Source organism: Parasutterella muris, from assembly GCF_943193095.1.
Taxonomy (GTDB): domain Bacteria; phylum Pseudomonadota; class Gammaproteobacteria; order Burkholderiales; family Burkholderiaceae_F; genus Parasutterella; species Parasutterella muris.
On record NZ_CALPCV010000033.1, the window covers coordinates 1 to 24,567 of the forward strand.

At 47.1% G+C, this 24,567-nt stretch carries 25 protein-coding genes and 1 riboswitch; of the genes, 18 read left to right on the top strand and 7 right to left on the bottom strand.

The annotated features are described in order from the left end of the window. Positions 1-451: 451 nt before the first annotated feature. A riboswitch (Lysine riboswitch) is annotated at positions 452-623 on the top strand. Between the two features lie 94 nt (positions 624-717). The 9 genes from nhaC to NFR90_RS10215 all read left to right on the top strand — a co-directional run bounded on the left by nhaC (position 718) and on the right by NFR90_RS10215 (position 8,140). Continuing rightward, positions 718-2,163, top strand: a complete 1,446-nt coding sequence (gene nhaC, locus NFR90_RS10180) for a Na+/H+ antiporter NhaC (protein WP_251452763.1) — start codon at positions 718-720, stop codon at positions 2,161-2,163. Positions 2,164-2,169: 6 nt separating this feature from the next. After that, positions 2,170-3,315, top strand: coding sequence for a M20 family metallopeptidase (locus NFR90_RS10185; RefSeq protein WP_251452765.1), 1,146 nt, complete (start codon positions 2,170-2,172; stop codon positions 3,313-3,315). Between the two features lie 412 nt (positions 3,316-3,727). Beyond that, positions 3,728-4,345 (top strand): hypothetical protein, encoded by a 618-nt coding sequence (locus NFR90_RS10190; RefSeq protein WP_251452767.1) that lies wholly within the window; start codon positions 3,728-3,730, stop codon positions 4,343-4,345. 19 nt (positions 4,346-4,364) lie between these two features. Continuing rightward, positions 4,365-4,940: a molecular chaperone TorD family protein gene (locus NFR90_RS10195; RefSeq protein ID WP_251452769.1), complete on the top strand. Its 576-nt coding sequence runs from the start codon at positions 4,365-4,367 to the stop codon at positions 4,938-4,940. Positions 4,941-5,009: 69 nt separating this feature from the next. Then, the gene (locus NFR90_RS10200) at positions 5,010-5,648 is read left to right on the top strand and encodes a LexA family protein (RefSeq protein WP_160336258.1); all 639 of its coding nucleotides are present in this window, start codon (positions 5,010-5,012) and stop codon (positions 5,646-5,648) included. Between the two features lie 54 nt (positions 5,649-5,702). After that, positions 5,703-6,608 (top strand): Y-family DNA polymerase, encoded by a 906-nt coding sequence (locus NFR90_RS10205; RefSeq protein WP_160336257.1) that lies wholly within the window; start codon positions 5,703-5,705, stop codon positions 6,606-6,608. 99 nt (positions 6,609-6,707) lie between these two features. Continuing rightward, a complete protein-coding gene (locus tag NFR90_RS10210) occupies positions 6,708-6,869 on the top strand; it encodes a hypothetical protein (protein WP_160336256.1) in 162 nt (53 codons plus the stop codon). Between the two features lie 3 nt (positions 6,870-6,872). Next, positions 6,873-6,971, top strand: a complete 99-nt coding sequence (locus NFR90_RS11715) for a DUF4113 domain-containing protein (protein ID WP_353848289.1) — start codon at positions 6,873-6,875, stop codon at positions 6,969-6,971. Positions 6,972-7,171: 200 nt separating this feature from the next. Beyond that, positions 7,172-8,140, top strand: coding sequence for an AEC family transporter (locus NFR90_RS10215; RefSeq protein WP_160336254.1), 969 nt, complete (start codon positions 7,172-7,174; stop codon positions 8,138-8,140). Between the two features lie 62 nt (positions 8,141-8,202). On the opposite strand, the gene NFR90_RS10220 is transcribed toward NFR90_RS10215, so the two are convergent. Next, positions 8,203-9,027, bottom strand: a complete 825-nt coding sequence (locus NFR90_RS10220; protein WP_160336253.1) for an MT-A70 family methyltransferase — start codon at positions 9,025-9,027, stop codon at positions 8,203-8,205. Positions 9,028-9,088: 61 nt separating this feature from the next. Between NFR90_RS10220 and NFR90_RS10225 the strand changes: the two genes are divergently transcribed. Beyond that, entirely contained in the window at positions 9,089-9,895 is an 807-nt protein-coding gene (locus NFR90_RS10225; RefSeq protein ID WP_160336252.1) for a BglII/BstYI family type II restriction endonuclease, read from the top strand. A gap of 53 nt (positions 9,896-9,948) precedes the next feature. On the opposite strand, the gene NFR90_RS10230 is transcribed toward NFR90_RS10225, so the two are convergent. Beyond that, positions 9,949-10,761 (bottom strand): MetQ/NlpA family ABC transporter substrate-binding protein, encoded by an 813-nt coding sequence (locus NFR90_RS10230; RefSeq protein ID WP_160336251.1) that lies wholly within the window; start codon positions 10,759-10,761, stop codon positions 9,949-9,951. 543 nt (positions 10,762-11,304) lie between these two features. Here NFR90_RS10230 and NFR90_RS10235 point away from each other — a divergent pair. Both NFR90_RS10235 and NFR90_RS10240 read left to right on the top strand, forming a co-directional pair. Continuing rightward, on the top strand, positions 11,305-12,111 hold the full coding sequence (locus NFR90_RS10235) for a MerR family transcriptional regulator (RefSeq protein ID WP_160336250.1): 807 nt from the start codon (positions 11,305-11,307) through the stop codon (positions 12,109-12,111). Between the two features lie 70 nt (positions 12,112-12,181). Continuing rightward, complete coding sequence (locus NFR90_RS10240) at positions 12,182-13,870, top strand: FAD-dependent oxidoreductase (RefSeq protein ID WP_251452771.1); 1,689 nt, start codon at positions 12,182-12,184, stop codon at positions 13,868-13,870. A gap of 36 nt (positions 13,871-13,906) precedes the next feature. Here the strand turns inward: NFR90_RS10240 and NFR90_RS10245 are convergent, their stop codons facing one another. Then, complete coding sequence (locus tag NFR90_RS10245; protein WP_251452774.1) at positions 13,907-14,848, bottom strand: LysR family transcriptional regulator; 942 nt, start codon at positions 14,846-14,848, stop codon at positions 13,907-13,909. 136 nt (positions 14,849-14,984) lie between these two features. Here NFR90_RS10245 and NFR90_RS10250 point away from each other — a divergent pair, with 136 nt between their 5' ends. Both NFR90_RS10250 and NFR90_RS10255 read left to right on the top strand, forming a co-directional pair. Then, on the top strand, positions 14,985-16,526 hold the full coding sequence (locus NFR90_RS10250; RefSeq protein WP_251452777.1) for a flavocytochrome c: 1,542 nt from the start codon (positions 14,985-14,987) through the stop codon (positions 16,524-16,526). Positions 16,527-16,528: 2 nt separating this feature from the next. Continuing rightward, on the top strand, positions 16,529-16,873 hold the full coding sequence (locus NFR90_RS10255; protein WP_160336319.1) for a cytochrome c3 family protein: 345 nt from the start codon (positions 16,529-16,531) through the stop codon (positions 16,871-16,873). Between the two features lie 72 nt (positions 16,874-16,945). On the opposite strand, the gene NFR90_RS10260 is transcribed toward NFR90_RS10255, so the two are convergent. Next, on the bottom strand, positions 16,946-17,959 hold the full coding sequence (locus tag NFR90_RS10260) for an alpha/beta hydrolase (protein ID WP_160336320.1): 1,014 nt from the start codon (positions 17,957-17,959) through the stop codon (positions 16,946-16,948). Between the two features lie 153 nt (positions 17,960-18,112). Next, entirely contained in the window at positions 18,113-19,606 is a 1,494-nt protein-coding gene (locus NFR90_RS10265; protein ID WP_160336321.1) for an argininosuccinate lyase, read from the bottom strand. 136 nt (positions 19,607-19,742) lie between these two features. Between NFR90_RS10265 and NFR90_RS10270 the strand changes: the two genes are divergently transcribed. The 4 genes from NFR90_RS10270 (at position 19,743) to NFR90_RS10285 (ending at position 22,989) form a co-directional block, all read left to right on the top strand. After that, on the top strand, positions 19,743-20,723 hold the full coding sequence (locus tag NFR90_RS10270) for a LysR substrate-binding domain-containing protein (protein WP_160336322.1): 981 nt from the start codon (positions 19,743-19,745) through the stop codon (positions 20,721-20,723). Between the two features lie 239 nt (positions 20,724-20,962). Next, positions 20,963-21,127 carry a hypothetical protein gene (locus NFR90_RS10275; RefSeq protein ID WP_237178838.1) on the top strand — a complete coding sequence of 55 codons (165 nt, stop codon included), beginning with the start codon at positions 20,963-20,965 and terminating at the stop codon, positions 21,125-21,127. After that, positions 21,096-21,980: a cytochrome-c peroxidase gene (locus NFR90_RS10280; RefSeq protein WP_251452779.1), complete on the top strand. Its 885-nt coding sequence runs from the start codon at positions 21,096-21,098 to the stop codon at positions 21,978-21,980. Before NFR90_RS10275 ends, NFR90_RS10280 begins: the two co-directional genes overlap by 32 nt. 466 nt (positions 21,981-22,446) lie before the next feature. Then, positions 22,447-22,989 carry a hypothetical protein gene (locus NFR90_RS10285; RefSeq protein ID WP_251452780.1) on the top strand — a complete coding sequence of 181 codons (543 nt, stop codon included), beginning with the start codon at positions 22,447-22,449 and terminating at the stop codon, positions 22,987-22,989. A gap of 125 nt (positions 22,990-23,114) precedes the next feature. Here NFR90_RS10285 and NFR90_RS10290 read toward each other — a convergent pair whose 3' ends face one another. Continuing rightward, positions 23,115-23,501, bottom strand: coding sequence for an Hpt domain-containing protein (locus NFR90_RS10290; RefSeq protein ID WP_160336399.1), 387 nt, complete (start codon positions 23,499-23,501; stop codon positions 23,115-23,117). Positions 23,502-23,522: 21 nt separating this feature from the next. Continuing rightward, positions 23,523-24,068, bottom strand: coding sequence for a hypothetical protein (locus NFR90_RS10295; RefSeq protein ID WP_251452787.1), 546 nt, complete (start codon positions 24,066-24,068; stop codon positions 23,523-23,525). Positions 24,069-24,567: the final 499 nt, after the last annotated feature.

The window sequence follows — 24,567 nt, forward strand, 5'->3', positions numbered from 1 at the left end:
GTCGCCGTAAATTTTTTTTAAAACTCAAGTGTCCACGATAAGGATTATGGTGTCCACGCTGCGGATAATTTCCAGCTCGCCTATCGTTCACAGGAATCGGCACCCGATAACACTGTTCCTGCCGCCCTATTGTGTCAACACCTCAGCGTCTCGTAAATAAAAGGATGCTTTTAACGAATTTCATGGCATCCGTTAAATTTCTAAACGCACTACTCGTTTATTTTCTATCTCGATAGGCATTTGGTCTGTCCGCGCCAACTTGTTGATTTTGAATACGAAGTCAAGCATTCGATAGCAACAGCACACACGATCCATAGAAAGACAACACCATTTAAGGCCAAGAGAACACATACGTTAAAACCTGAGCAAACCCGTTGAATACTAGGGAAAGTCTCAAGGTATATTGTTCGTTAATTTTGGTTTAAACGATTTGTTACGTTTTATTATTAACCTCATAGGTAGAGGTGCAGACCTTATCAGTAACCGTTCTCAGCATTCGAAGCATTCGAGGACAGTAAAAGGAAGGCTTGCCGAAGGGATTGAAAAAACTTCGATATTTCAACCCCTGGGCTGCAAAAGAATATTTTGCAGACTGTCACTGAACGTGGAGCGCTACCGTGTCTTGAGCCTTTTCTTCTCTGCGGAAGAACATATAGGTGAAGGTCCCTGACCCGACAGAGCTCTGATCTTCACAACAAAAAACAAAGAGATGAAGTTATGCAAGACTCAAATCACTCAAATCCTATTGCACCGTGGCAAGCGATGACTATGCTCGCCCTCGGCATCGCAATCATCTTCTTCGGCTTGATGACGTTAAAAGTAAACGCCAGAATCGTTCTTGCCGTTGATGGCGCCATCATGTGCCTTATGGCCTGTGCGTTCGGAATTAAATATGACGAAATCCAGAAGGGTATCAAAGACACCATCGCCTCCATGCTGATCGCAATGCTGATTCTTTTAGCAGTCGGTGTTCTCATCGGCACATGGATGGCTTCCGGAACCATCCCTGTAATGGTCTACTACGGTATGCAGGTCATCACACCGGCCCTTTTCCTGCCTGTGGCATGTATTCTCTGCACACTGATGAGTACGCTTGCCGGCACGTCCTGGGGCACGCTCGCCACTGTGGGTGTTGCCTGTATGGGTGTCGGCGAAGGCCTCGGTATTCCTCTTGAAGCCGCAGCCGGTGCAGTATGCGTCGGCGCCTTCTTCGGCGACAAGATTTCTCCCCTGAGCGACTCTCCTGTCATTACCGCAACCGTGACAGACACACCGCTTATGGAGGGTATCAAGCACTCGCTTATCTCCACCGGCCCCGCCTATTTAGTCAGCCTGGTGTTCTTCTTTGTTTACGGCCTCGAATTCAGCGGCGGAAGCACTGCTGAAAGCGCTACTTACGTTGAAATTCTGAGCACCATTGAAAAGAGCTTTAACCTTAATCCGGTTACTCTGATTCCGGTATTTGTCGTCATCGGTCTCATCGCTTGGAAGAAACCGACTATCCCGACATTTGTCGCTGGTATTGCCGTAGCAGCCGCAATCAGTATGGTTTTCCAGGACATCTCCCTCAAGAACATGATGAACTACATGTACAGCGGCTTCTCCATCCATACAGATTCTACCTTTGTAGATAAAATGCTCAATCGAGGCGGCTTCACCAGCATGCTCAGCACAATTGGCCTTCTGATGACCGCGGCGATTTTTGGCGCTCCGCTCAGAACCGCAGGTGTCGCACATGTATTGCTCGACTACGTTCAGAAATTTGCGAAAAACAGCAGAGTCATGGCGTTCTCCGTCATGTGTCTGCACACCCTGTTCTTCATGATCACCGGCGCATACTACGTCAGCTACCCGGTTATCGGTTCCATGACTAAGGACATGTTCCCGAAATACGGCCTCGAACGTAAGAACTTGATGCGTACGATGCTTGACACAGGAACAGGCCTTGCCCCGCTCATCCCCTGGTCCACAACAGGTTCTTACACCGCTTCTACACTCGGCGTTGCAAATATCGCATTCCTTGCCTTTGCTCCGATGCTTTGGCTCTCCATTATCCTGTCTGCGGTTTACGCGCTCACAGGCATCGGTATGGCCAAGATTAAAGACAGCGGAGATAACTCTGCAGAAACTGTTCCCGCCCAAGCTGAACTTGCCCGAGAGTAACAAACTATGGAAAAAATATTTGAACGCTGGTATGACCTGATCAATATCAATTCTGTTTCAGGTCATGAAGTAGACGCGGCTAACTACTGCGCCAAAGTCCTGGAAAGTTTCGGACTGACGGTTCACTACAGCTATTTCCCAGAAGACACCGCCAAAGAAAGGCCCTCTATTTGGACGGTGCTTGACAGCGGCAAACCCGGCAAAACCATGCTGCTCATCGGTCATATCGACACGGTCGGCGTCAATCTGGCCAATTGGAAGACTGACCCCTTCCATGCTGTCGAAATTGACGGCAAGGTATACGGTCGCGGCTCTATGGATATGAAGGGCGGCGTTTCCGCGATCCTTTCAACCGTTGAATACTTCTCGCAGCATAAAGATGAATTCAGCGGAAAGATTCTGGTCTGTCTTGTGGCTGACGAAGAAGGTCTTAGCAAAGGCACTTACCAGCTTGTCGCAGAGGACTGCGTACACGCTGATTACGCCATCATGGCCGAGTGCCGTTACGATAACGTCGCAGTAGGTTTCAGAGGCCGCTTCAGTTTTGAGATTACAGTGAAAGGAAAAGCCGGACATGCGAGCCGCTATCCTGAAGTCGGAGAAAACGCTCTGGTTTCCGCCGGGCGTCTGGCCGCTGCCATCGAAGCGCTTCCGACGCTCACACATCCCAAGCTCAAGCACGGTACATGGTGCGTACGATATCTTTGCGGCGGCAACCAGAACGCTTTGGTTGTGCCTGACAGCTGCTACATGTTCGTAGACCGCTATGTCGTTCCGGGTGAAGATGAGGAACTCTGCATTCGTCAGATGCAGGAAGCCGCTGACAAAATCGGTCTTGGTGACAAAGTCGACATCCGTCTGAAGCCCAGAAACAGTCCGTACATGAAATCGTTTGCGATTGAGGAAGACCATGAGCTTGTGACCGCACTGCGTCAAAGCTTCACAGACATCACCGGAGAGAATCTGCCGATCGACTATGACCCGTCGGTTTGTGACTCCAACATTGTCGCTGTTTCTCTTGGCATCCCCGTCGTCACATTCGGGCCCTCAGGCGGCAACATGCACAGTGACAATGAATACGGGTATCCGTATCAAGTGAAGAACTGCTGCGAAATTTATAAAGAGACGATCCGTAAACTTCTCAAGCCGTAAGGTTCAGCAGATTTTTTTGACTCGCTCTCGGCATAAAAGCCGAGGGCGAAATTTTTATTTGGCAGTGCTTGTCTTTACATTGAACCTTGCGGTAAATAAAACGGCAAATGCGGTCCGCAGCACACCGTCTCTCTAGATCATCGACAAAACTGTAGAGGTCAAGCACTCCTAAAAATCAAAAATCGTGCGGCACTGCTACTTAGAAACTTGTTCATTCATACAAATCCGTCTTGCAAAGTCCGGTTTTGCTGAAGCTGAAAAATTGAGCGGTATAAACGAATAACCAATCTGCATCTTCATCCACTCTCGGATATAAATAGCGCTCGCCTCAGCTGACTTTGGCTGTATAGTTAAAACTCGAGTACATTAAGTGCTGTCGGGAAATCCGGTAAGAGTACACAGGATCAAATCAATGATTGATGAAGAGAAAGAAGACCTCGATTTAAACCAACTTTTTGCCTCTATTCGCCAAAGGCATAAAAGGCTTGCATATTTACAAAATGATGTTCCGGCGCTCGTAGCCCAATTGAACGACGAAAATCCGACAGCGGCACAAGCTGCAGAGAAGCAGCTATGTGACTTTCGAGATGCTTTATTTGATCAGGAAGATGACTGCTACTTTTTTCTTGACGGCACAATTTTAGAGCCCGGCATTGCCATCGATCTGAATCAAATTCTGAAGGTAGAGAATTTTACCGAACTGCAAAAAACTGTCTTTTGGACGCTTCAGGAATTTTTTTGCTGCTACAAGCTCGGAGAACATTTAGATCAAATATTGGAGTTCGTCCTCTATGACATCGAGGACGATAATTTCGAGGATTCAGAAGAGGAAGATTCGGAATTTCAAGAGCCTTCCGAAGAAGATCAGGACTTGGTAGTTCAGGAAGCGAGCGCTGTCCTGCTTACTCTGCTGAGCTTAAAAAAGGAAAACGGCAGACTTTCCGACTCGGCACAAGGATTAGCAAACGACATTATTCAAAAGTTCAATTTGGACGTAAATCCGATTTTCCCTGACGAAAAAAGGCATTAATTTCCCCATAGAGAAAACCATGAACCATAGCGAAATCACACGAGAAGAAACCGCAGAATTTCTGTCCAAAATATTAACCATTCAAAGCGAAATCCTCGCTAATCCGACGGCTGAAACCTGCAGCCTGTATCCTTCAGCCGAGCAGGCATTCAATGCCCTTTCAGAAGCTCTGGGCTGCAGCGGAGAGCCTTTCCCGAATATTGCGTTCAGTGAAGATTTCAACCGCAGTTTCGCAAAGCTCTTCTACGGAATCGGTGAAAAAACGCTCGGCTTAACTCATTCATTCTGGACAGAAGGCGGACTTTCGACCGCCGGAACAGGAACCAGAAACGCATTTGCAATTTACAGAAAAGAAGGTCTTGGCAACGCCACCAGCCTTCCGGACGATCATTTGGCTGTTGAACTCGCCTTCATCGCCAAGCTTCTATCAGAAAATAAGATCAGAGAAGCCGTCGACTTTACTGTAAAAGAGGTTTTGTCCTGGTGGCCAAACGCGCTGCTTGGTATTCTGCGCGCAAGCAGCAGTGAGGACCTGAACAAATTCTTCAAGTCGATTAACTCTTCGCTGCTCATGGTCAGTGAGCTTGCAAATTAAGCATCTCTAAGCCCTTGTCGTTCTCTTTCCTTGATATAGTATTATTAAATCAAGAAAGGAGGACTTTACATGACCGAGAAGAAGACTAATAACGGTCACGGCGGAAAACGCGCCGGCGCAGGACGTCCTGCTTTAGACGGTACAAGACGAATTTCAATCTGCCTCACCGAAGCGACCTACCCAGAATTCAAACGAAGAGGCGGTGCTGTTTGGCTTCGACAGGAGCTCCTTCGCAAACCGCAAAAAGAAACGTTCAGCGATCAGGAGCTGGAGGAGGTATCAGATGATGTTTGCTTTCCTGCTGCAGATCTCAAACCTCTGCGTATCCCTGTCTATGAATACGGTGTTCAGACTGGTTTTCCTTCTCCCGCAGAAAGCTATATTGATCGATCCTTAGACCTTAACGACTTTCTGATTCCAAACCCTGCGGCAACCTTCTTTGTTTACGTCAGCGGAGATTCCATGAATTTGGCAGGGATGGACGACGGTGATCTGCTGATTGTTGATCGTTCTTTAGAACCCAAGAACGGCGATATCGTCATCATGAGCATCGACAATGAATTTACCGTCAAACGCTTTGAGAAGCTAAACCGCAGCATCCGACTTATGCCTGAGAGTTCCAATCCCGTATATAAACCGATTTCGCCGAAAGGAAACGAAGAATGGCGGTTTATCGGCGTTGTCACGCATACGATTAAAAATAATTAAGGTTATGGCCGCCCTGGTCTTCGCCTTGGTGGACGGAAACTCATTTTTTGCCTCATGCGAAAAGGTTTTCGTCCCGATTTGCGGCATCGGCCCGTCATCGTGCTGAGCAATAATGACGGCTGCGTCGTCGCGCATTCAAGCGAAGCAAAACAGTTAAGCATCAAGATGTGTCAGCCGTTCTTTGAAATCGAGGATCTGTGCTTTCGGGAGAACGTCTCGGTATTTTCCATCAACTATGAACTCTATGCCAATCTCTCCGGACGCATGATGAGCACGATCGCTTCACTTACGGACAGCATCGATCCCTATAGCATTGATGAATGTTTCGCGAACATGACCGGCTATGAGCAGTTAAACATCAATCTGACAGAACTGGGTTTTCAAATTAAAGAGCGCGTGCTGCATAATGTCGGCATACCTACCTGCGTAGGGATAACTCCGACCAAAACACTCGCCAAATACTGCAATCATCTGGCAAAGCACTACCGCGGTATAAACGGCGTATGCAACTGGCTTGACCTTACGCCTCAGCGACAGGCCAAAGCGCTAGCCTGTGAGCCTGTTTCTGAAATTTGGGGTGTAGGGCGTCGATACACAGAACGACTTAACCTCATGGGTATAGAGACCGCTTTAGATTTATCCCGAGCCGATCCGATCAAGATACGCAAAGAATTTGGACTGGCTCTTGCCATGACAGTAACGGAACTTCAGGGCGTCACATGCATTCCTCTGAAACTGATCAAACCCAAACGCAAACAAATCATGCGGAGCCGAAGCTTCAATTCTCTGGTCACCGCAAAAGAGGATTTGATCGGCGCTCTAACTCTTCACGCTCAGGAGTGCGGACGCACTCTGCGCAAAGAGGGTTCATACGCACAAGTGGTTGGAATTGTTCTTAACACAAACAGCTTCCGCACTCAAGATCCTCAATATCATGCCTATCCGTGTATTGGCCTTTAGTACCCAATCAGCGATACTCGTACTCTAATCCGCTGCGCTTTGAAACTTCTGGATAAATATTGTCGTTCGGGATACCTGTACAAGAGAGCCGGAGTGTATGTGGGAGAAGTCATTCCCGAAAAAAACACCACCGGAGATCTGTTTGCTGAGGCGGAAAACGCCCGACAAAACGTTCTCTGCGGGCTCATTGACAAGATTAATGACCGATACGGCAAACAAACACTGAACTTTGCGTCATCGAGCTTTAAGAAAGAGAACTGAGAAATGAGGAGCGGCCGCTTAAGCCCCGGATATACCACCTGCTGGACGGACTTACCTCGAATTGGAGCACTGCGAAGCGAGCTTCGGCACAGAGCGTACTGACCTGTGAACATGTTCACGGAAGAAGAATCTCAGCACTTGAAACGAAGAAAAGGCGCACCGCTTCTCGGCTAATCTCCGCGGCGATTCCATCGCATTTAACGCTAACTCTTTGAAATTCTGTGATGAGTTTTTGTCAATCCGCACAGTGAAGTATTTAGAATTTTAAGCACCAAGGACAAAACATCTATTAAAAGCCAACTATGTTTACCACAACTATTCTTCACTCTTTATCGGCGCTTTGCGTGCTGCTAATCATCATCGGCTTTGGGCTCTGGCTTTCGTCTAAAGGCATGTTTGATGCGCCCAAGAGCCGACTTATTGTTTCCAGGCTGGTCAACACCTCAATCCCGTGTTTTCTCTTTTACTCGGTCATTTCGAAGTTCTCTCAGGAGCAGCTGCTTAATCTGCTGAAATTCGCCGGCGTTCCGTTCCTGACGGTAGCCATCAACTTTATTATTTCCCTGATTCTGGTCAGGACTCCTCTGGTGCGTCCTCATTTAAAAGGAACTTTCATCGCAACTTTTTCTGCCGCGAGCGTTCTCTTCGTCGGCGTCCCTCTGGTCACGACGATGTATGGTTCGGACGGAATCCCGTATCTTTTAGTGTACTTTTTTGCGAACTGCGTTTTCATCTGGACAATCGGCTTATATAACATTCAGCTTGACGGCGTTAGAAAGGGCGGCGGAGAAATTCCAAAACTAATCTCCAAAGAGAGCGCCCGCAAATTTTTTTCTCCGCCCTTAATTGGTTTTATGCTCGGTTTATCCGCAGTGATGCTGTCCGTACCCATACCAAAATTTATAGAAACTTCTACCCGCTATCTCGGTCAGCTGACGACACCGCTGGCGCTGATTTTTGTAGGCATCACGATTTACCACATCGGTTTTGACAAACTAAAGCATCTGCCTCGTGAGGTTTGGTTAGTGCTGCTGTCATGTTTTCTGATTCGGCCGCTCACAATGTATTTCTGCACCATGCCGCTTGATATGGAACCGCTGATGAGAAAATGCTTTATCCTCGGCTCCGCGCTTCCGGTTTCTACGGTTTTCGCGGTACTTGCAAAAACTTACGGCGGAGATGAAGAGTTCGCCTCTGAAACGATTGGCGCAAGTACCGTTGGAATGATTGCGGTTCTACCTATTCTTCTGATTGCTGTGAACCTGATTTAGAAGAGAGCAGCGCGCTTATAAGCGTGCTTCCGCCATTCGGCCTCAGAGAGAACAAGATATGCCTAGCTTCGGCTTCGACCTCTTGCTCTAAATTCAACTTTGGCTAAGGTCAGAAGGGATCTGACCCGAGCAATGCTGAAGCCGGTTTCCATTGCTATTTCTCTTATTGATCCGCCTTCGGAATACCGCTTAGCAACAAGAGCTGCAAGCGCTTCATTGGTGTCGTCACAAAGTCTCTGGTGTGGGTAAAGCGGCAGCATGATCTCCTGACTCTGAGATTCGATTTCTCCGCCGGAATAACCGGGATAGCGTTTGCCTTTCGGCACAACGTCTTCAGAGGCCTCTGCACCCCAAACAATCCAATTGGGCCTTGGATATCTGGCAAACATTTCCAGATATGGTCCGGGAGAGCACGACTCAATCAAATCGTATTGTTCATCCGGTTTACGGGAATGCTCGCGCTTTCTGGTTTCAATCATGTTCACCTGAGAGCGTCCCGGCGGCAGCGTACGCATATGGCCTCTAACGCCGAACAAGAGAATTTCCGTCACATTCCTAAAGTAAAAACCTACGCCTCTTCCGTCCGGGCCTCCGTCTTTTCTTCGTTTGGCCCAAATAATATTGGAGACATAGCGGAATCCCCAACTCTTCATGACTTCAAGGCCTTCAGGGAGCAAAGCATTAGGTACCCAAAGATACAGATGAGAATTTTCATTTGCGCATTCCGCAACCGGTAAAGCCATAATTTCTTCTAGCGACATGGTCGCATAACGGCCTAACCGCTTGTGCTCGGGAGCGACCTTGCCGGTACGGTTAGAAAACCGCCAAGGGGGATCCGCTAAAATTGTTTTAAACTTACCCGGAATTTGAGGTAATGCTTCACTCATTTGCTCGTTCCACAATCTGTTCACTTAGCAATCATATTAACAGATCTTTATTTGGATCTTTATGCAATTAACTACTTCATACCAAAATACCTCTCTTCTTAACCTTCAATCAAAGTTCTGTTTTTTCGAAGTTCGAGACGCATCTGCTGTTTTATCAGCATCCTGCTCAAAAGAATGGGATGAATTTGTAGAAATTCTGGAAAAATTTACATTTTCCGGGGATGTTCTTCTCGCAAAAGGCGGAAACAAATCGGCTCTTGTTTCCGAACTGGAAAGTCTGTTCTACAAAAAAGGCTGGATGGAAACGCGAGTCGACTCAGAACAGATTTTGTACGAACTTCCTAAAACCGGTCGATTAACCGGAGAAAAAAATAAAATCCTCAAAATTTCCGGGAAAAATAAGAAATTCCCAATTACAGGTAAAACTTCTTCACTTCAGACTATTGAAAGAATCAATCTCCTGACTAAAAAATTCCCCGAAGCTCGCATTACTTCGACTTATCAAGAAGGTTACCAGGTCGACTGTTTAAAAGGCAGAGTTGCTATTGATATTGAATGGAACGCAAAAGACGGAAATCTTGATAGAGATCTTTCCGCATATAGAGCTTGGTATGACTTCGGTCTTATCGACGGAGCAATTCTTATCACCAAGGATATAACAGAATGCCGCAAACTTATTCATGACCTGTGGCAAGACTACCTGTGCACCAATAACCTTCCTAAGAACACACTTCCACCTGTTGATCTGAAAACGTCAACAACAACCTCCAGCGATAAAGCAGTTGAACGAATTAAGCGGGGAGATGCCGGAGGATGTCCGGTGTTGATTGTTGGAAGGATGTTGGGATGGAAGTCCGTATTCCCCTAAGAAATAGTTTTAGTGACCGGCCCTCGCATTTCGAGGGCCAATCAAAGCACTGCTTACTGCCAAGCCGGCAGGACTGAACCCTGGAATTTCTCAATAATGAACTGTTTCACCGGTTCAGACTGGAAAGCTTTCACGAACTGCTGAACTCTGGGATCGTTCGCATTATTTTCGCGAGACGCGATAATAATCAAAGCAAACGGAGCATCCTTAGATTCAAAGAAGAAGCCGTCTTTCTTCGGAGAGAGACCAGAGCTGATGACGTAATTCATCGGGATCGTCGCAATGTCCACATCAGAGAGGCTTCGAGGCAGCTGAGCTGCTTCGAGTTCTTTGAATTTGAGTTTCTTCGGGTTAGATACGATATCAGCGACCGTCGCATTGCCTCCGACTCCGTCCTTGATTTTAATGAGACCCGCATTTTCGATCAGAAGAAGCGCTCTGCCCTCGTTGGAAGGATCGTTCGGGATCGCAAATGTAGCGCCTTCCGGAATATCTTTTACGTCATGGATATTCTTAGAGTAAAAGCCCATCGGCTGAACTACAGCGTCACCGATCTTTTTAAGTTTTGTCTTCTGCTGCTTGTTAAAGTTATTTAGGAACGGTTCGTGCTGGTACACAACAACATCAAGAGCACCTTCATCCAAACTTTTGTTCGGTGTGACGTAGTCGGTAAACTCGACAAGCTTAACATTTAAACCCTGAGCTTTTGCAACTTCAGCAGCCTTCTGGACGTTCTCGGCATGAGGACCTGCAGTAGCGCCGACTTTCAATTCTGAAGAGCTCTTCTTATCACCGCAACCGGTTAAAAGAATCGGTGCCGCAATGGCTGCCGCCGCAATCAGCTTAATTAACTTAGATCTCTGCATTTTTATACTCCGTATTAAATAGAACTTTTTATAAGGATTTTGCTTCTGATATTTCGCCGGCTGTAGCTATAGATACACCAACGTTAGAGTTAAAACTTAGTTGTATTTAATTGTCCAGGCGGACGAAAAACAGAAGCAGGATTGAGAAAATTTGACAGGTACGCGCTTAGGCGTGCCTAAAGAAAATCACATTCGGCACATTCGATTCTGAGCAACACCAACCCCTTCGCTGTGCAGCGAATCAAATAAGGAGTTGATCAAAATAAAGCTCATTTAATGTGTCCTTTGAAATCGACAATTATTATTTTACGAATAAAAAAATCAAAAAAACGAAGATGCAAGAAATATTTTTTCTGCGATAGCTAATCTCATGAATAAGTCAGAGAATTACTTTGAATCCGGACATTAAAAAGTCGTGAGGCTCTTTGGATAGACTTGGTCTATGAACATGTTCACAACGGCTTTCGCATCCTGCTGAAACCCGCACTATAAAAGAACCTTCGCCATCATTCATAATACAGAAAACATCATTTCTCCCAAAACATGCTCACTGTAAAAAAACTTGCGCAATCAGTCGGCGTCTCAGACGATCTCATTCGCCATTACACAGAATGCGGGCTGCTCAATCCTGTGGTCAACACTGAGAATCACTACCGCTTTTACGATGAAGAAGATTTTTTGTGTCTGTCTACAGCGAGATCTGTAAAAAATCTGGGCTTTTCTCTCTCTGAAGTTAAAGATTACTTGGAGGATTCTGCTCAGGAGCGCATCGACAAACTCCGGCTGAAAAAGCAAGGGATTGAAGAAAATATCGAAGAACTGATAAAACTCAAAAATCGAATTGAAGAAGTCGAAAACTATCTCTCTTTGACAAAACTCTGCAACGGCACTGTTAAAGATGTTCGACGAGATTCCATCCACAGCATCTACACGTACAGCGCCTCAAAAATAAAGGCTCCGGATCCGAGGATCGTTAAAAGTTTCTCTGAACTTTTTCCATACACACATATTTCAATCAAAATTCCACTGGAGGAACTTAACGATCCGAATTTCCAAGACGTCTATTCCGTTCAACTCGGCCTTGGACTCATCGCCAAATACGCAAGAGGCTTTAATGCCGATACTGCTCCTCCTGTAGAGTCCATTCCTGAAGGCAGGTTCCTAATCATCTACCTGAAGACCAGAGACATCCTCTCTTTATCCCCCGAAGAGATTCGTCCGCTGCTGAACAAAGCGAAAGAGCTCGGCAAAAGCTTTACACATCAGTCTTCAGGTCGGCTGCTCGCCATGGAGCGGGATGAAAAGGGATTTTTGTATTCCATCCTCATACGGGTTCGCATCGGAGATTAATTGACCTTGGTGTTACACCAACCTTTACAGTGCTCGCATTGAATTATTATTTCTACCCAAGGTGAACACTATGACTATCATCAAACTTGCTGCAGCGGCTGCCGCTCTCTGCACTGCCCTCCCTGCCCTTTCCGCCGACCTCAAGTCCGGAACATACGAAACCACCGGTAAAGGCAATAACGGACCTGTGGTTGTCAAGACAACGATTGACGACAACAAAATCAAAAGCATCGAAGTTGTTCAGAACTCTGAAACACCGATGATCGGCGAAACAGCGGTTAAAACACTGCCCGGCAAAATCGTTGAACGACAGTCGCTTTCTGTCGATGACGTTGCCGGCGCGACCAATTCGTCTAAAGCCATTAAGCAGGCTGTTCTGGAAGCACTCAAAAAGGCGGGCGGCGACGCTTCGAGCCTGAAAGAGAAAACTGTAGCTAAAGCAGCTACCAAAAATGAAGACAAAACCACCGATCTTCTTGTCATCGGCGCTGGCGGAAGCGGTATGGCCGCGGCAATCGAAGCGAAGAGCAAAGGATTGAATGTTATCCTTATCGAGAAGCTGCCGATGGTTGGCGGAACCACTGCGCTTTCGTCTACTGCGTTTAACGCCGGCGGAAGCAAAGTTCAAATGAAAATGGACAAACCGTATACCGCAGATGATTACTACAAAAAGCTAAAAGGCAAAGGAGAGGATGACGCTTCACTTCGCAAACTAGCCGACCTTTCCGGCCCTGCTGCGGACTGGCTTGTTGATATGGGCGCAGATCTGGGCAGAGTCATCAACGGTTCACAGCATACGCCGAAGGATGGCGGCGCGCTTGGTTCCATGCTCGTACCTGTGATGAAGAAAAAACTCGACGAGCTCGGCATTGTCCCTCTGACCTCCACCAAGGCCGATGAACTCTACATGCACAACGGCCGCGTAGACAGCGTTAAAGTCTCTAATGAAAACGGCCATTACATCATTCATGCTAAGGGCGTTATTCTTGCGACCGGCGGGTTTGCCTCCAATCCAAAATTTGTCGCTCAGTACACACCGATGTGGGCCGGATTCCCGTCCACAGCCAGCCGCGGCGCTACCGGTGACGGTATTGTGCTGGCAGAAAAAGTCGGCGGAACAACCGACAAGATGGGACTTGCCGGTCCTCAGACCGTCGCCTACAACACCGGGAACGGCGCCATCTCACTGACAAATGTTCGCTATAACGGTGCGATTCTTGTCAATGACGAGGGCAATCGTTTTGTCAATGAACTTTCTCTGACGCCGATTCTTGGCAAGGCCATCAAAGATCAAAAAGGCGGCCACGCTTTCCTGATCTTCGATCAGGCTTCGATTGACCGGGCCGCACTAATGAAGAAATACAAAGCCGCCGGCTACTTCACAGAAGCCGCGACAATTGAAGAACTTGCCAAGAAACTCGGCATCAATCCTCAGAATCTTGAAAAGACTGTTGCGCTTTACCGCAAAGGCATGGATGACGGCGTTGATCACGAGTTCGGCCGTAAAGACTCCCGCTTCAGCCGAATCGACAAAGCGCCTTACTACGGAGCGAAGATCAGCCCTGCAAGCCAAACCACTTATGGCGGCGTCAAGATTGATTTAGACGCCAGAGCTGTCGATAAGAACAACAAGCCGATTCCCGGTCTCTACGCGAGCGGTGAAGCCGCTGCGCAGTACGGACAAGGCGTCTCTATCGGCGTGATTCTGGGCAAACTTGCTGCAGATACCGCTGCTGAAGATATAAAGAAAATGAAGTAGTACAAGAAGTTCGGGCGCCGATTAGGCGCCCATTTTTTATCTTAGAAACCCCATCTTGCGGTATTTGTCGAAGCGGATTGCCACATTAGTTCTCTCACGCTCTTTCAGCCAAAGCGCGAATTTCACAAGCCTGCTGTTGGAGAGCGACTCTCTGCGGATCGCAAAAGTGACATGCCAAGCCGGACGGCTCCAATAAGGCAGTACTTGAACAACCAAACCGCTTTTAAGCTCTTTTTCAATCGAGGAAATAGACAGATCCACAGAAATTCCTTCACCCGCAAGCAGCGCCTCTTTACCGCTTAACACATCGCCGCTGAAAACAATCTCGCAATAATTCAGCGGCACGGAGCGCGATCCGCAATGAAGCTCGTTTGTCATCGGATAGTGCCTGGAAGCACGGAGAATTAATGAGTGGTCGCTAAGATCTTTCGGAGACGTCGGTACTCCTCTTTTACGAAGATAGGCGGGAGCAGCAGCAAGAACCGTCCGCGCTTCATAGCACGGCCAAACCATTAAACCGTCTGTAGGCGGATGGTATGGAAGACAGACTAAATCGGCCTTGCGCTCCAATAAATCCTGATGATCCAAATCCGAAAGGACTTGGATTTTGAGTTTAGGATCAAGTTTTTTATACAGCCGAATCGACTTTCTATAGGACGAACGAGAAATATTTACCGGAATACTCATCGTAATCAGCGCTTCTTCGCTCTTAACCGACTCAACCGCATCCAGGAGCTCGCTGTAAGCCTTTGTCAGCTTTTTTACTGCCGGGATGATCTGAATCGCTTCATTGGTAAGCTGAGCAGGACGGCGGTGATGATCGATCAGCTTCATGCCGAGATCGTTTTCCAGTTTCTGAATCAGCCGCGTGCAGGCCGGCAAATCTTTGTCCAGATCAATGGATGCGGAAGTGATTCCTTTTCCACTGCCGAGCTTCTCAATCAAAGACCAAATCTGCAGATTGTCAGCGGCATTCAAAATTGTTCTCCCGAATGAGACTGTAAATAACTTGTGAAAAACACAAATAGATTCTTAATTTGCTATTTCAAGCATAGCGGCGCAGCTCTAAGATTTGAAGGGTAGTTAACACTAATACAAACCAAGGAGAACTTCTATGACAACCCTTAAACGCCGTACATTCCTTTCTGCCGGAGCCGCTGCTGCGCTCGGAACCGTTTCCGGAATTGCTCAGGCTAAGAGCTTTGATCCGATGCCTGCGCAGTGGGACGAAAATTTTGACGTCATCGTTATCGGCAGCGGTTTTGCCGGATTAGCAGCTGCCTGCGAAGCAAAGAATCAAGGCGCGGGAAATGTCATTGTGCTTGAAAAAATGCGTTCTGCCGGCGGCAACTCCGTCATTAACGGCGGCATTATGTCGGTCCCCGGAAGCGCCTTCCAGAAAACTCTAGGAATCAAAGACTCTCCGGAGCTGCTCGCAGAAGACATGATTCGCGAAGGTTTAGGCTACAACTATCCGGAAAAAGTCAGCGCCATGACCAAAGCCGCGCTTCCGACTTACGAATGGCTTGTCAAAGAAATCGGCGTTGAGTTTGTTGACGGCAAAGTCGGCCAGGAAGGCGGTCATTCTGTTCCCCGCCACGTATACACAACCAACGGTTCAGGTTCAGGCATTGTTTCCAAGCAGCTTGAATACGCAAAGAAAATCGGTGTTCCTGTCAGACTTCGCTGTTACGTTGAAGCAATCATCAGAGACTCTGACGGAAGAGTTAAAGGCGTCAAGGTTCGCGACGGCTACCGTTTCGGCAAACCGGACTCCGGAAAGGTTAAGTACCTTAAAGCCGGTAAAGCTCTTGTACTTTGCTACGGCGGTTTCGGTGCCGACGTCAATTTCCGCATGAAGTTTGATCCGAAACTTACTGACAAATTCGAAACCACGAATCAGCCGGGCGCCACTTCAGAACTCTGGCGTGAAGCTTCCCGCATCGGCTGCAACATGATTCAAACCGACTGGATTCAGTGCGGTCCTTGGAATTCGCCTGAGGAAAAAGGCATGGGTATTGCGCTTTATTTCGCTCAGGGTGCTGCCGCAACGATGGGCATCTGGGTCAATACCGCAACCGGCAAACGTTTCATTAACGAGCTCGCTAATCGTAAAGTCAGAGCTGACGCCGTCATCAATAACAACAATAAAGGGCAGCCGTGTATCGCATTAGCCGATCAGAATGCTGTCGATCTGACAATTAATCAGACGCGTAAAGGCATTCTTGACAAACAGTTGGAAAGAAAAGTGGTTCATAAGTTTGACACACTTGAAGCGGTCGCTGCAGAGTACAAGATTCCGCTTGATGAACTGAAAAAGACGATCGACGCCTATAACGCAGCTCTAGCCAAGCAGTCCGGCGACGAAATGGGCCGTCCCTTCACTAAGAACGCGAAACCCATGGGTACAGGTCCTTGGTACTGTTCGCTTCTTTCTCCGAAAGTACACCACTGTATGGGCGGTGTTGAAACCAACAGTCTCGGTCAGGTGATTGACATTTCCACCGATAAACCGATTCCGGGTCTTTATGCTGCCGGCGAATCGACAGGCGGTGTCCACGGCGCTGTACGTTTAGGCTCTTGTGCCACAATGGACTGTCTGGTCAATGGAAGAATCGCGGGCGCAAACGCCGCTAAAGAATCTGCCTGGAGCTAAATATGCGTAAAAAGCTGCTGATCTCTTTCTGCGTACTCTTTGGAGCGCTTAGTTTGGCAGCGCAAAGCTTTGCCGCTGACAAGTTCGGTGCTGATCGTCATACTGCAAAAGGCGTTCAGTGCGCAGCTTGTCACGGCCCGGATCCGAAAAATCCAATCTATCCGGAAGAAGCTCAGTGTGTTGCCTGTCATGATAAGGCGGCTCTTGCGAAGAAAACTCAAAACCTTCCGCAGGCCAACCCACATGCGGCTCCGCACAACGGTGACTGCACCCTCTGCCATATGCAGCATGAACCTGCAGTCAACTACTGCGCTCAGTGCCACAACTTTAAATTTAACGTGAAATAAAAACGCCACAGGTACCCGTTAAGGCACCTGCACACCGACTGATCGATTGTTAATGCGTTCTGTCGGAAATAATTAAAGGTTTCCTCCGGTCGATTTAACCGCGGCCGGATTTTCTTTTGGTGCGCCGAGTTTTGTCTTGAAGAAATCAACGACGGTATTGATTACATTCGGCTGATACCAAGAAACATCGCCATGTTTTGCTCCTTCAAGAATAATGTAGCGCACGTCTTCCTTCTTATTTTTCAGAGCATTGAACATTTGAACGCTCTGCACAGGACTGACTAGAGGGTCTTCACTTCCGTGCATCAGCAGATACGGCGGTTCATTTCCGTTGACGTGCCCGATAGGACTTGCCTCAAGCGCCTTTTCAGGAGTTTGAAGGATGGATGCCCCGGGAAATTTACCGAACGCGGGGCCGTTGACCAAAAGCGCTTCCGTCACAGCGGGCGACTCGTGGACCTTCTCAATTTCAGGAGAGAACCCTGCTCCGATATTTCTCAGATCTGAAATTCCGTAGAGCGAAACCACCGCCTGAACATCAGAGGATTGATCGAGATAATCGCCTTTATCGAACTCTTTTTCTCCGTTTGTTGCTCCGGCCATCTGGGAAAGATATCCTCCGGCCGAATCACCCAACACACCAATACGATCCGGATCGATACCGTATTCAGAGGCATGAGCGCGCAGGAAGCGAACAGCGGCCTTAGCGTCTTCCAGAAGCGCCGGGAATTTATTAGGAACAACACGGTACTCGGCCGCAGCTACCACGTAACCGGCTTTGGCCAAGGCGGTCCTCATTTCAGTGAATTTTTCGTAATCAGCGGAAGTGAAGCCGCCGCCCGGGAAATAGACAATCGCTGGCTTGAGCAAATTATTTCTTGGAATCATGACGCTCATACGCATTGCCCGATTCGCTCTGAGGCCTTTAATTTGCGCATAAACAATTCCGGACATCGAGTCGATCTGACCATTCTCGATATTAGGCTTCATTATTTCCGCTCCGGGTGCCGATGAAAGGTCGACCGCCTGAGCCTCCAGCACTGAGGCCATCAATAATCCTCCGATAATTAAGCAGATTTTCTTCATTTCATCCTCCGATTATGTCGTTAATCATAACGAAAGATGATCTAATCAAAAACCAAAACAGTTTGGTTAGTCGGCTTAACTAAAATCAAAACCGGAGCGAGAAAAGACTCGATCCGGTTTTTTGTTTTTGTGCAGCGCTACTGTTTGGAAGTGCTACTTTTTAAGCAGTTTATTGAAATCGCTGTCCAGCTTAGCCAGAGCCCGATCAATATTTTCTTGATTGGTCTGAGCCCATTTTTCCTGAGCATTGATCTTTTGTTTCATACTTTCGAGGCTCTTAGCAAGTTCTGCCGGCTGCGGACCTCCCGACGTCCTGCGGTTTTCAATGATCTTGATCGGATTCAAGGTATCCTTGAACTGCGACTCGGACATAGGACATTCCGGATTGCCTTGCGGGTACTCTTTCTTAATTACCTCCGCATAAATTCGCTTCACTTCGGAATATGGAAAGTCTGCGGGCTTGATATCATGGGCTTTAGCATACCCAACGATCTGACTCGCAATGTGATGTCCGACTCTGAATGGAAGTTTGTAGTCCCTCATAAACACGTCAGCAATTTCCTGACTTGCTGTCCAGTCCAGATTCAATTCCTCAAGAGCTCGCTTTGGATTAACTTGAAGCGCTTTTATAACCCTTGTGAACTGCTTCAGCATATCGATTGTTTCTTTGACTCTGCGGGAGTTGTCTGCAACGTTGCGGGCATCTCCCATTCCCGGAATGATATTGTGGGCCAGCCATACAGCCTGCTGAGCGTCCCCTATTAATCTGCTTGCATTGGTTCTTGTTCGGATCATGAGACCCGGATTTCGTTTCTGAGGCATTGCAGAAGAAACATAGGTGTTTTCTCCACCCTCCTGCAAGAGAATCCACGGACGCGGCTGAGCATACTGAACACTCAGATCTTCGATGAACGTTGCTACGTGCAGTGCGATGCTTGTTAGGACAGAAGCAAGTTCGACGGTTTCATCATTGGATTTAAACTGGCCGGCATCATAGGCGTTTTCAACCGGTGCCTTAAAGCCGAGATAATCGGACATTCTCTGGCGGTTCAGCGGCCAGCTAGTGCCGTTAAGAACCGTTGTACCCATAGCGCAGTAATTCAATCTTTCATAGAGGTTTTCAATTCGCTGAGCATCTCGATGAAACGCAGAAAGATAGCCTAAAAGATAGTGGGCATAACTGTTCGGCTGAGCCGCAACACCGTTTGTATAGTTCGGAACAATCGTACCGCGGTTCTTTTCTGCAAGATTTAGAAGCACCTGCATTGTCTTAGAAAGTTCTGTCATCAACTCTAAGCTCTGATCCCGCATAATTGCGGATCTAAAAGTCGCGTGCATATCCTGACTCGATCTGCCAATATGCAGCATCGTGACATCCATCCCCGCCTTTTTAATTAAAAGCGGTTCAAATGTGATTACCGTTTTTGGACGCTTTTCCCCCGGTTTATTGCCGTCATCAAGAACGTCTTTAATCCCCTGAGCAATTTTAGGTGTAACCGCTTTGTCAAGAAGTCCCTCTTCGCTATTAATTACAGCTGTTGCCTTATTCATCTCCCCAAGCCAAAAGAACTCATCTCGATTTTGGGCGTAAGCAGAAAACGCAATTAGAGAGCATAAAAATAATGCAGCGGATTTTTTTAACTTCATATTTATTTCTCCTGAAATTGAAGCTCTTAAAGTAAATGACATATTTGGTATCCTTCAAGAGTTATTTTTCATTTTTGAAAATTAGAAACGAACCCCCTCCAACAAGGCTTGTTATTTTGATTTTTTCTAAGAAAACATGGATCCATCGTTCGATTTAGCTGTCTGGAAATATCTTTACCTGATGTCTAAAGGTAAGACGCTCGACGGAATTTCTCGAGAAAACAACCTTTCTCTTGCATCTTTATTGCGAAAAATTCGTGCGCTGGAAGAACGTTTAGGTACGCCGCTGCTGACGAACACGAAGCCCCTTCGTCTTACAGAAGACGCCGTCAAATGCATCCCAGAGATAGAGAAGCTTAACCAGTCTCACAAAGAACTTCTGAACTGCTTTAACAACGGACAAATCAAACCGAAATGCATCCAGTTTGCGGTTGCTCCCGGCTCCCTTTCGGCCGGTGAAGTCAATTTAGTTTTAATGGAATTTTCTAAGCTGTATCCGGCAATAGAGTTCCAGGTTGAGGTAGGGCCAAAAATTCAAGAAATAGTAGAGGGAAGTTGGGAAATATCCACATTTACCGGAGAACTTAATTCTCCGGATCTCGAAAAACTTTCCCGCGGGAATGCAACATACATACCCGTCGCCTCCCCACTCTATATCAAGAGATTTGGTCTGCCGAAAGATCCTGCTGAGTTGATCAATCATTTCTGTGCGGTCTTTCGCGGAAAATCCAGAGCGGAAACAACTGTGTTGGAGAAGGATGGTCGCATCCATCCTGTACGCTATCAAAGATGCATAAAGTCTACGGATATTCTTTTTCTTAAAAATCTTGTTCTTCAAGGGCAGGCTATTGTCATTGACCTTCCCCTAGGCCATTGTGCGGAGGAAATTATTCAGGGCAAACTCGTGCCTATCCTTGACGGGTGGCACAGAAAGTCCGAACCGCTCTGGATTGTTACATCCAAGAAAAAGTGGAAGGAGCAGCACATAAGAATCTTTATGCAGTGGTATTCGCAGACGTGGAGAAACCTCTTGAAATCTAAAGCCCGCCAGGTTCTTCCATTCATAAAACCGAATACCTATAAGGCCATTTTCAATCCGGAAATTCAAGACCGCTAATCTTAAAACTGTTTTCTGAGACGAAAAATGGTCTTACCAATGCAGTGGAAGACCACAAGCAGCTCCTGCTCATGCATTCCGACTGGCCGGATTTATGAGCATTCTTTACCTTTTCCTGACTTTGACCGAATGAATGAGACACTCAGTTGGCAGACCCTAACTCTTCAGAACATCTTTCTTTTTGGGCACTTGAGCCGCCCTGACACCGTTATATCAGCGTATCCTGATTCCATAATCTAATGCAGGAGATTGAAGATGAAGGTCTGCAGCGCGCTATTTCCACTCTTGTTTTCTCTGTCCATGTCGTGCATCCCCTGCTCTGCACAAACCGAAGTAAACATTCCACGATCACCGAGCGCACAGGAAACACCGATGCAGGAACTCGGCCGAATGCTTTGGTTTGATCCGAGACTTTCACGCTCCGGATTTATTTCCTGCAACTCCTGCCACAATCTTTCCACAGGCGGCGTGGACAATCTTAAGACCTCTGTCGGCGACTATTGGCAGCAGGGTCCGATTAACTCACCGACCGTGCTAAACGCCGAACATCAGGTTGCTCAGTTCTGGGACGGTCGAGCATCCACTTTAGAAGAGCAGGCCGGCGGTCCGATCACGAACTCGAAAGAGATGGGGGCCACGCATGAACTTGCCGTTACGGTAATCGACTCTATCCCCGGCTATAAACCGTACTTTCGCAAAGCGTTCGGTACCGACGAAGTAACTTTTGACCGCATTACCGCCTCTATCGGCGCATTTGAGAAAACGCTGGTTACTCCGGATTATCCGTTTGCTCGCTACATGAAAGGCGATAGAAACGCTATAAGTGAACAACAAATACGCGGCTGGGAAACATTTAAAAAGTATCGCTGTGTCACCTGTCATTCCGGTCCTAATTACGGCGGCAAGTCCTTTCAGAAAATGGGCGCCGTAAAGGATTACGAAACAACAAATCCTTCACTGGGACGCGCAGATTTCACCAAGCGGGATCGAGACCGCATGTTCTTTAAGGTGCCGATTCTTCTTAATATCGAACTCACCTATCCGTATTTTCATGACGGTGCTGTCAGCTCTCTTCCCGAAGCTGTTAAGATCATGGGAGAGCTGCAGCTTGAGAGAAGTTTTAGTCTGGAACAAATAGCAGACATTGTTGCTTGGCTCAAATCTTTGACCGGAAAACAGCCTGAGATCGTATTGCCGAAGCTGCCGCCAAACGGCCCTCTGACTCCAATCGCCGAGCCGTGGCAAAAATCAAATTAATGTCTTGTGCGATAAAGCGAGAGGTCGGTCGTTGAACTGACCTCCGGAAATCACTTGTGCGACGGAATTCTAAAGAGGGGAGGTCTCTTATCAACTTGACCGACGCAGGTCTACAGACAAAAAAAGGAGCACCTAAAAAATTTGTTTAGGTGCCCTTATTCAATCAGGAGCAAAGGCCGAATTGCTCGGCAGAATCTTCGCTCCTTCTCAACCTCAAATCCCAAGGAGAAGTGACAATATTCAATTGCCACAACTGAATATTAGCATAATTGCCTACTGATAAACCCTAATACTTCTATAAATCAACCCCATTTTGGGCGGGACGGTTTGCTTTCTAAGTGTTTTCACCGTGGCAGGATTCTCATCTGTTACTTACAATTCATTTCAACAAACCAACAAAAATCCCAAGGGCCTTCGCAATGCGAAGGCTTTTTTTTGCTTTTAATCCAAAAAGAAGGATGCTGTTTTGATTTTCTCTTTCTGCGTGTATCAAGTTGTTTCAAAAACCGAGTTTTACCCGGAACCTTTCTATGAGGAGGTCTATCCGGAAACGATTTATTTTGATGTTGACGCGTCGGACGCTAAAACTGCTGTTACAGCCGCAGCAGACTTTCTCGTCAATCTTCAACTGGAGTGCGACGAAAAGTATTTTGCTCTGCTTGATAAACATAACATTCGTTACCGCAAACGCGAAGAGATCATTGAAAGAAGGCCTTTTTTTATCACTCGTCTAGCCTATGCAGACGATTCGAAACAAAAACCAATCCTTTCAGAACGACAGCTCAAGGATTACACAGCAATAAAGGAACTTCCCGCTATACCTAAGGTCCTAAATTTTTCCGCGGACCAAAAACCTAACAGCCTTCACTACCGCTTCTTCCGTAACCTCACGCAGCATCAATTTGTTTATGGTGCGGTCTTTTTAGCGATTGTGATTCTCCTGATTCTCGCGGTCCCTCAGTTTAGAGAACTCGGTGCTTTTGAAGTGATTGACTTGAAACCGGAATAGCCGCCAAAAAAGAGGCGCCTGTACAGGCGCCAAGTCTTTTGTCCCCCGGCATTGCCTACCGGAAGAATCCCATCATCAAATCCCAAGGAGAATCGTATTTGATGAGATTATCCTAGCATAAACCCTTAGGCAAATCCACTATATTTTTGACTATTCTCTTTGGCTTGTTCAATTATTTTGCAGATTCTTTGATACTCAGCCTGCACATCCGGTTCCATCGCAACGCCGTCATCCCATCTTCCTTCCTTAAAAGCAAGTTCCTGGGCCTTAACAAGGCGATTAAGCTCCGTGAACCCAAGCGTCGCGGTAATTGACTTTAGAGAATGCGCAGCGATCCTCGCCTCTTCTCTGCGCTGCTCTTTGATTGAAGAAAAGAGCTCCGAAAAGGTCGGATCTTCCGTAAAACGATAGAGATACTTCTCGAACATTCTTTCGCTGCCCATCATGAATTCAAGCGCAGCGTCCGCATTAATACCGTTCTCCTTGAGAAAGCTCCTGCATTTATCGTCCATTTTGTTCCTCTCACAGCTGAGTTATTTATCCGGCCTTCCTTTTTTGCATTCTGTCTCGGAAATGAATACGTTTACGATTGGTTTTCCATCTTTGTCCACGTGCCTGATTTCAAAACCGGGGAAACCTTCGTTCAGACGATCACGGAAGTCTGAATTTAAGCAGACTCCGTTCAGACTTCCGTTTTTAATTCGGTACTTGGCTTCTTCGTCAAACTGATCTGCCTGTTCCTTCAAATGTTTAATCGTATATAGAAGCGTGCCGTCTTCTTTAAAACCGTCCGCCGTACTTTCATATCCCTCTTCTTCAGCAATCTCAGGCATCACTGCGGTACCGCTGCGAGCAATCATAAGCGAGCGCTTCGGATCGCTTTTAATCAGTCTTCCCGAGGCTGCCCATGCGTCTCTGTCAAGATTCTGTTTGTGAACTTCCGCATTGAAATTCCTGCATGCTTTCATTTGTACTTTTACGCTGTCAAACCGGGTTCCTTCTCCGTCGTAAAAGTCATAATTCACATCGTCGATATCGTAATCAAAGTATGACGGTGTTTCTACGCAGGTCAGCCCCAAAAGAAACGTCCCGAAGTACTTCTTTTCTTCCGCTGAAAAACTCTGCGAAATCCTCTCCGGATAAGAAAGTTTGACCGAAACCGATCTGGAACCGTCCGGAGCCTTGATGTCGGCCCTGCCGTCCTCAAGCGCATCCTATGATTCTTTAAAAGTTCTGCGAGTTTATCGTTAATGCCTTTAAGCGCCTCGATATTTGACTGAGTCGGCTGAGGCTTTTCTTTCGCCTGCTCTGCCTGCGGTTCTTCCTGCACCGGAGCGCTTCCTTCATACCAAAGGATAAACACTGCACCTGCCGCCGCTATTACGTATCGATAGTCTATTCCGAACCACTTCATCGGCTTTGCTCCTTTCTCATGATTCTCTCACTTTAGCAGAAACGATAAATCGAAAAACTATGTCGCATGAAACACTGCTCGCAACGGTGTCATTTCCTGAAATCGGTTGACTACTTGATGTTGTTAAACCTAGTTAAAGTTTACTGTTTAAAGAGTAATCCCTG

What these genes read in the sequence shown, in the direction of transcription:
- NFR90_RS10215 (WP_160336254.1), top strand. Translation starts at nt 7,172, where the DNA reads ATGTTTACCACAACTATTCTTCACTCTTTATCGGCGCTTTGCGTGCTG.
- NFR90_RS10220 (WP_160336253.1), bottom strand. Translation starts at nt 9,027, where the DNA reads ATGAGTGAAGCATTACCTCAAATTCCGGGTAAGTTTAAAACAATTTTA.
- NFR90_RS10255 (WP_160336319.1), top strand. Translation starts at nt 16,529, where the DNA reads ATGCGTAAAAAGCTGCTGATCTCTTTCTGCGTACTCTTTGGAGCGCTT.
- NFR90_RS10260 (WP_160336320.1), bottom strand. Translation starts at nt 17,959, where the DNA reads ATGAAGAAAATCTGCTTAATTATCGGAGGATTATTGATGGCCTCAGTG.
- NFR90_RS10195 (WP_251452769.1), top strand. Translation starts at nt 4,365, where the DNA reads ATGAACCATAGCGAAATCACACGAGAAGAAACCGCAGAATTTCTGTCC.
- NFR90_RS10185 (WP_251452765.1), top strand. Translation starts at nt 2,170, where the DNA reads ATGGAAAAAATATTTGAACGCTGGTATGACCTGATCAATATCAATTCT.
- NFR90_RS10275 (WP_237178838.1), top strand. Translation starts at nt 20,963, where the DNA reads ATGCAGGAGATTGAAGATGAAGGTCTGCAGCGCGCTATTTCCACTCTT.
- NFR90_RS10240 (WP_251452771.1), top strand. Translation starts at nt 12,182, where the DNA reads ATGACTATCATCAAACTTGCTGCAGCGGCTGCCGCTCTCTGCACTGCC.
- NFR90_RS10270 (WP_160336322.1), top strand. Translation starts at nt 19,743, where the DNA reads ATGGATCCATCGTTCGATTTAGCTGTCTGGAAATATCTTTACCTGATG.
- NFR90_RS10200 (WP_160336258.1), top strand. Translation starts at nt 5,010, where the DNA reads ATGACCGAGAAGAAGACTAATAACGGTCACGGCGGAAAACGCGCCGGC.
- NFR90_RS10250 (WP_251452777.1), top strand. Translation starts at nt 14,985, where the DNA reads ATGACAACCCTTAAACGCCGTACATTCCTTTCTGCCGGAGCCGCTGCT.
- nhaC (WP_251452763.1), top strand. Translation starts at nt 718, where the DNA reads ATGCAAGACTCAAATCACTCAAATCCTATTGCACCGTGGCAAGCGATG.
- NFR90_RS11715 (WP_353848289.1), top strand. Translation starts at nt 6,873, where the DNA reads ATGAGGAGCGGCCGCTTAAGCCCCGGATATACCACCTGCTGGACGGAC.
- NFR90_RS10280 (WP_251452779.1), top strand. Translation starts at nt 21,096, where the DNA reads ATGCAGGAACTCGGCCGAATGCTTTGGTTTGATCCGAGACTTTCACGC.
- NFR90_RS10290 (WP_160336399.1), bottom strand. Translation starts at nt 23,501, where the DNA reads ATGGACGATAAATGCAGGAGCTTTCTCAAGGAGAACGGTATTAATGCG.
- NFR90_RS10230 (WP_160336251.1), bottom strand. Translation starts at nt 10,761, where the DNA reads ATGCAGAGATCTAAGTTAATTAAGCTGATTGCGGCGGCAGCCATTGCG.
- NFR90_RS10205 (WP_160336257.1), top strand. Translation starts at nt 5,703, where the DNA reads ATGCGAAAAGGTTTTCGTCCCGATTTGCGGCATCGGCCCGTCATCGTG.
- NFR90_RS10265 (WP_160336321.1), bottom strand. Translation starts at nt 19,606, where the DNA reads ATGAAGTTAAAAAAATCCGCTGCATTATTTTTATGCTCTCTAATTGCG.
- NFR90_RS10190 (WP_251452767.1), top strand. Translation starts at nt 3,728, where the DNA reads ATGATTGATGAAGAGAAAGAAGACCTCGATTTAAACCAACTTTTTGCC.
- NFR90_RS10235 (WP_160336250.1), top strand. Translation starts at nt 11,305, where the DNA reads ATGCTCACTGTAAAAAAACTTGCGCAATCAGTCGGCGTCTCAGACGAT.
- NFR90_RS10225 (WP_160336252.1), top strand. Translation starts at nt 9,089, where the DNA reads ATGCAATTAACTACTTCATACCAAAATACCTCTCTTCTTAACCTTCAA.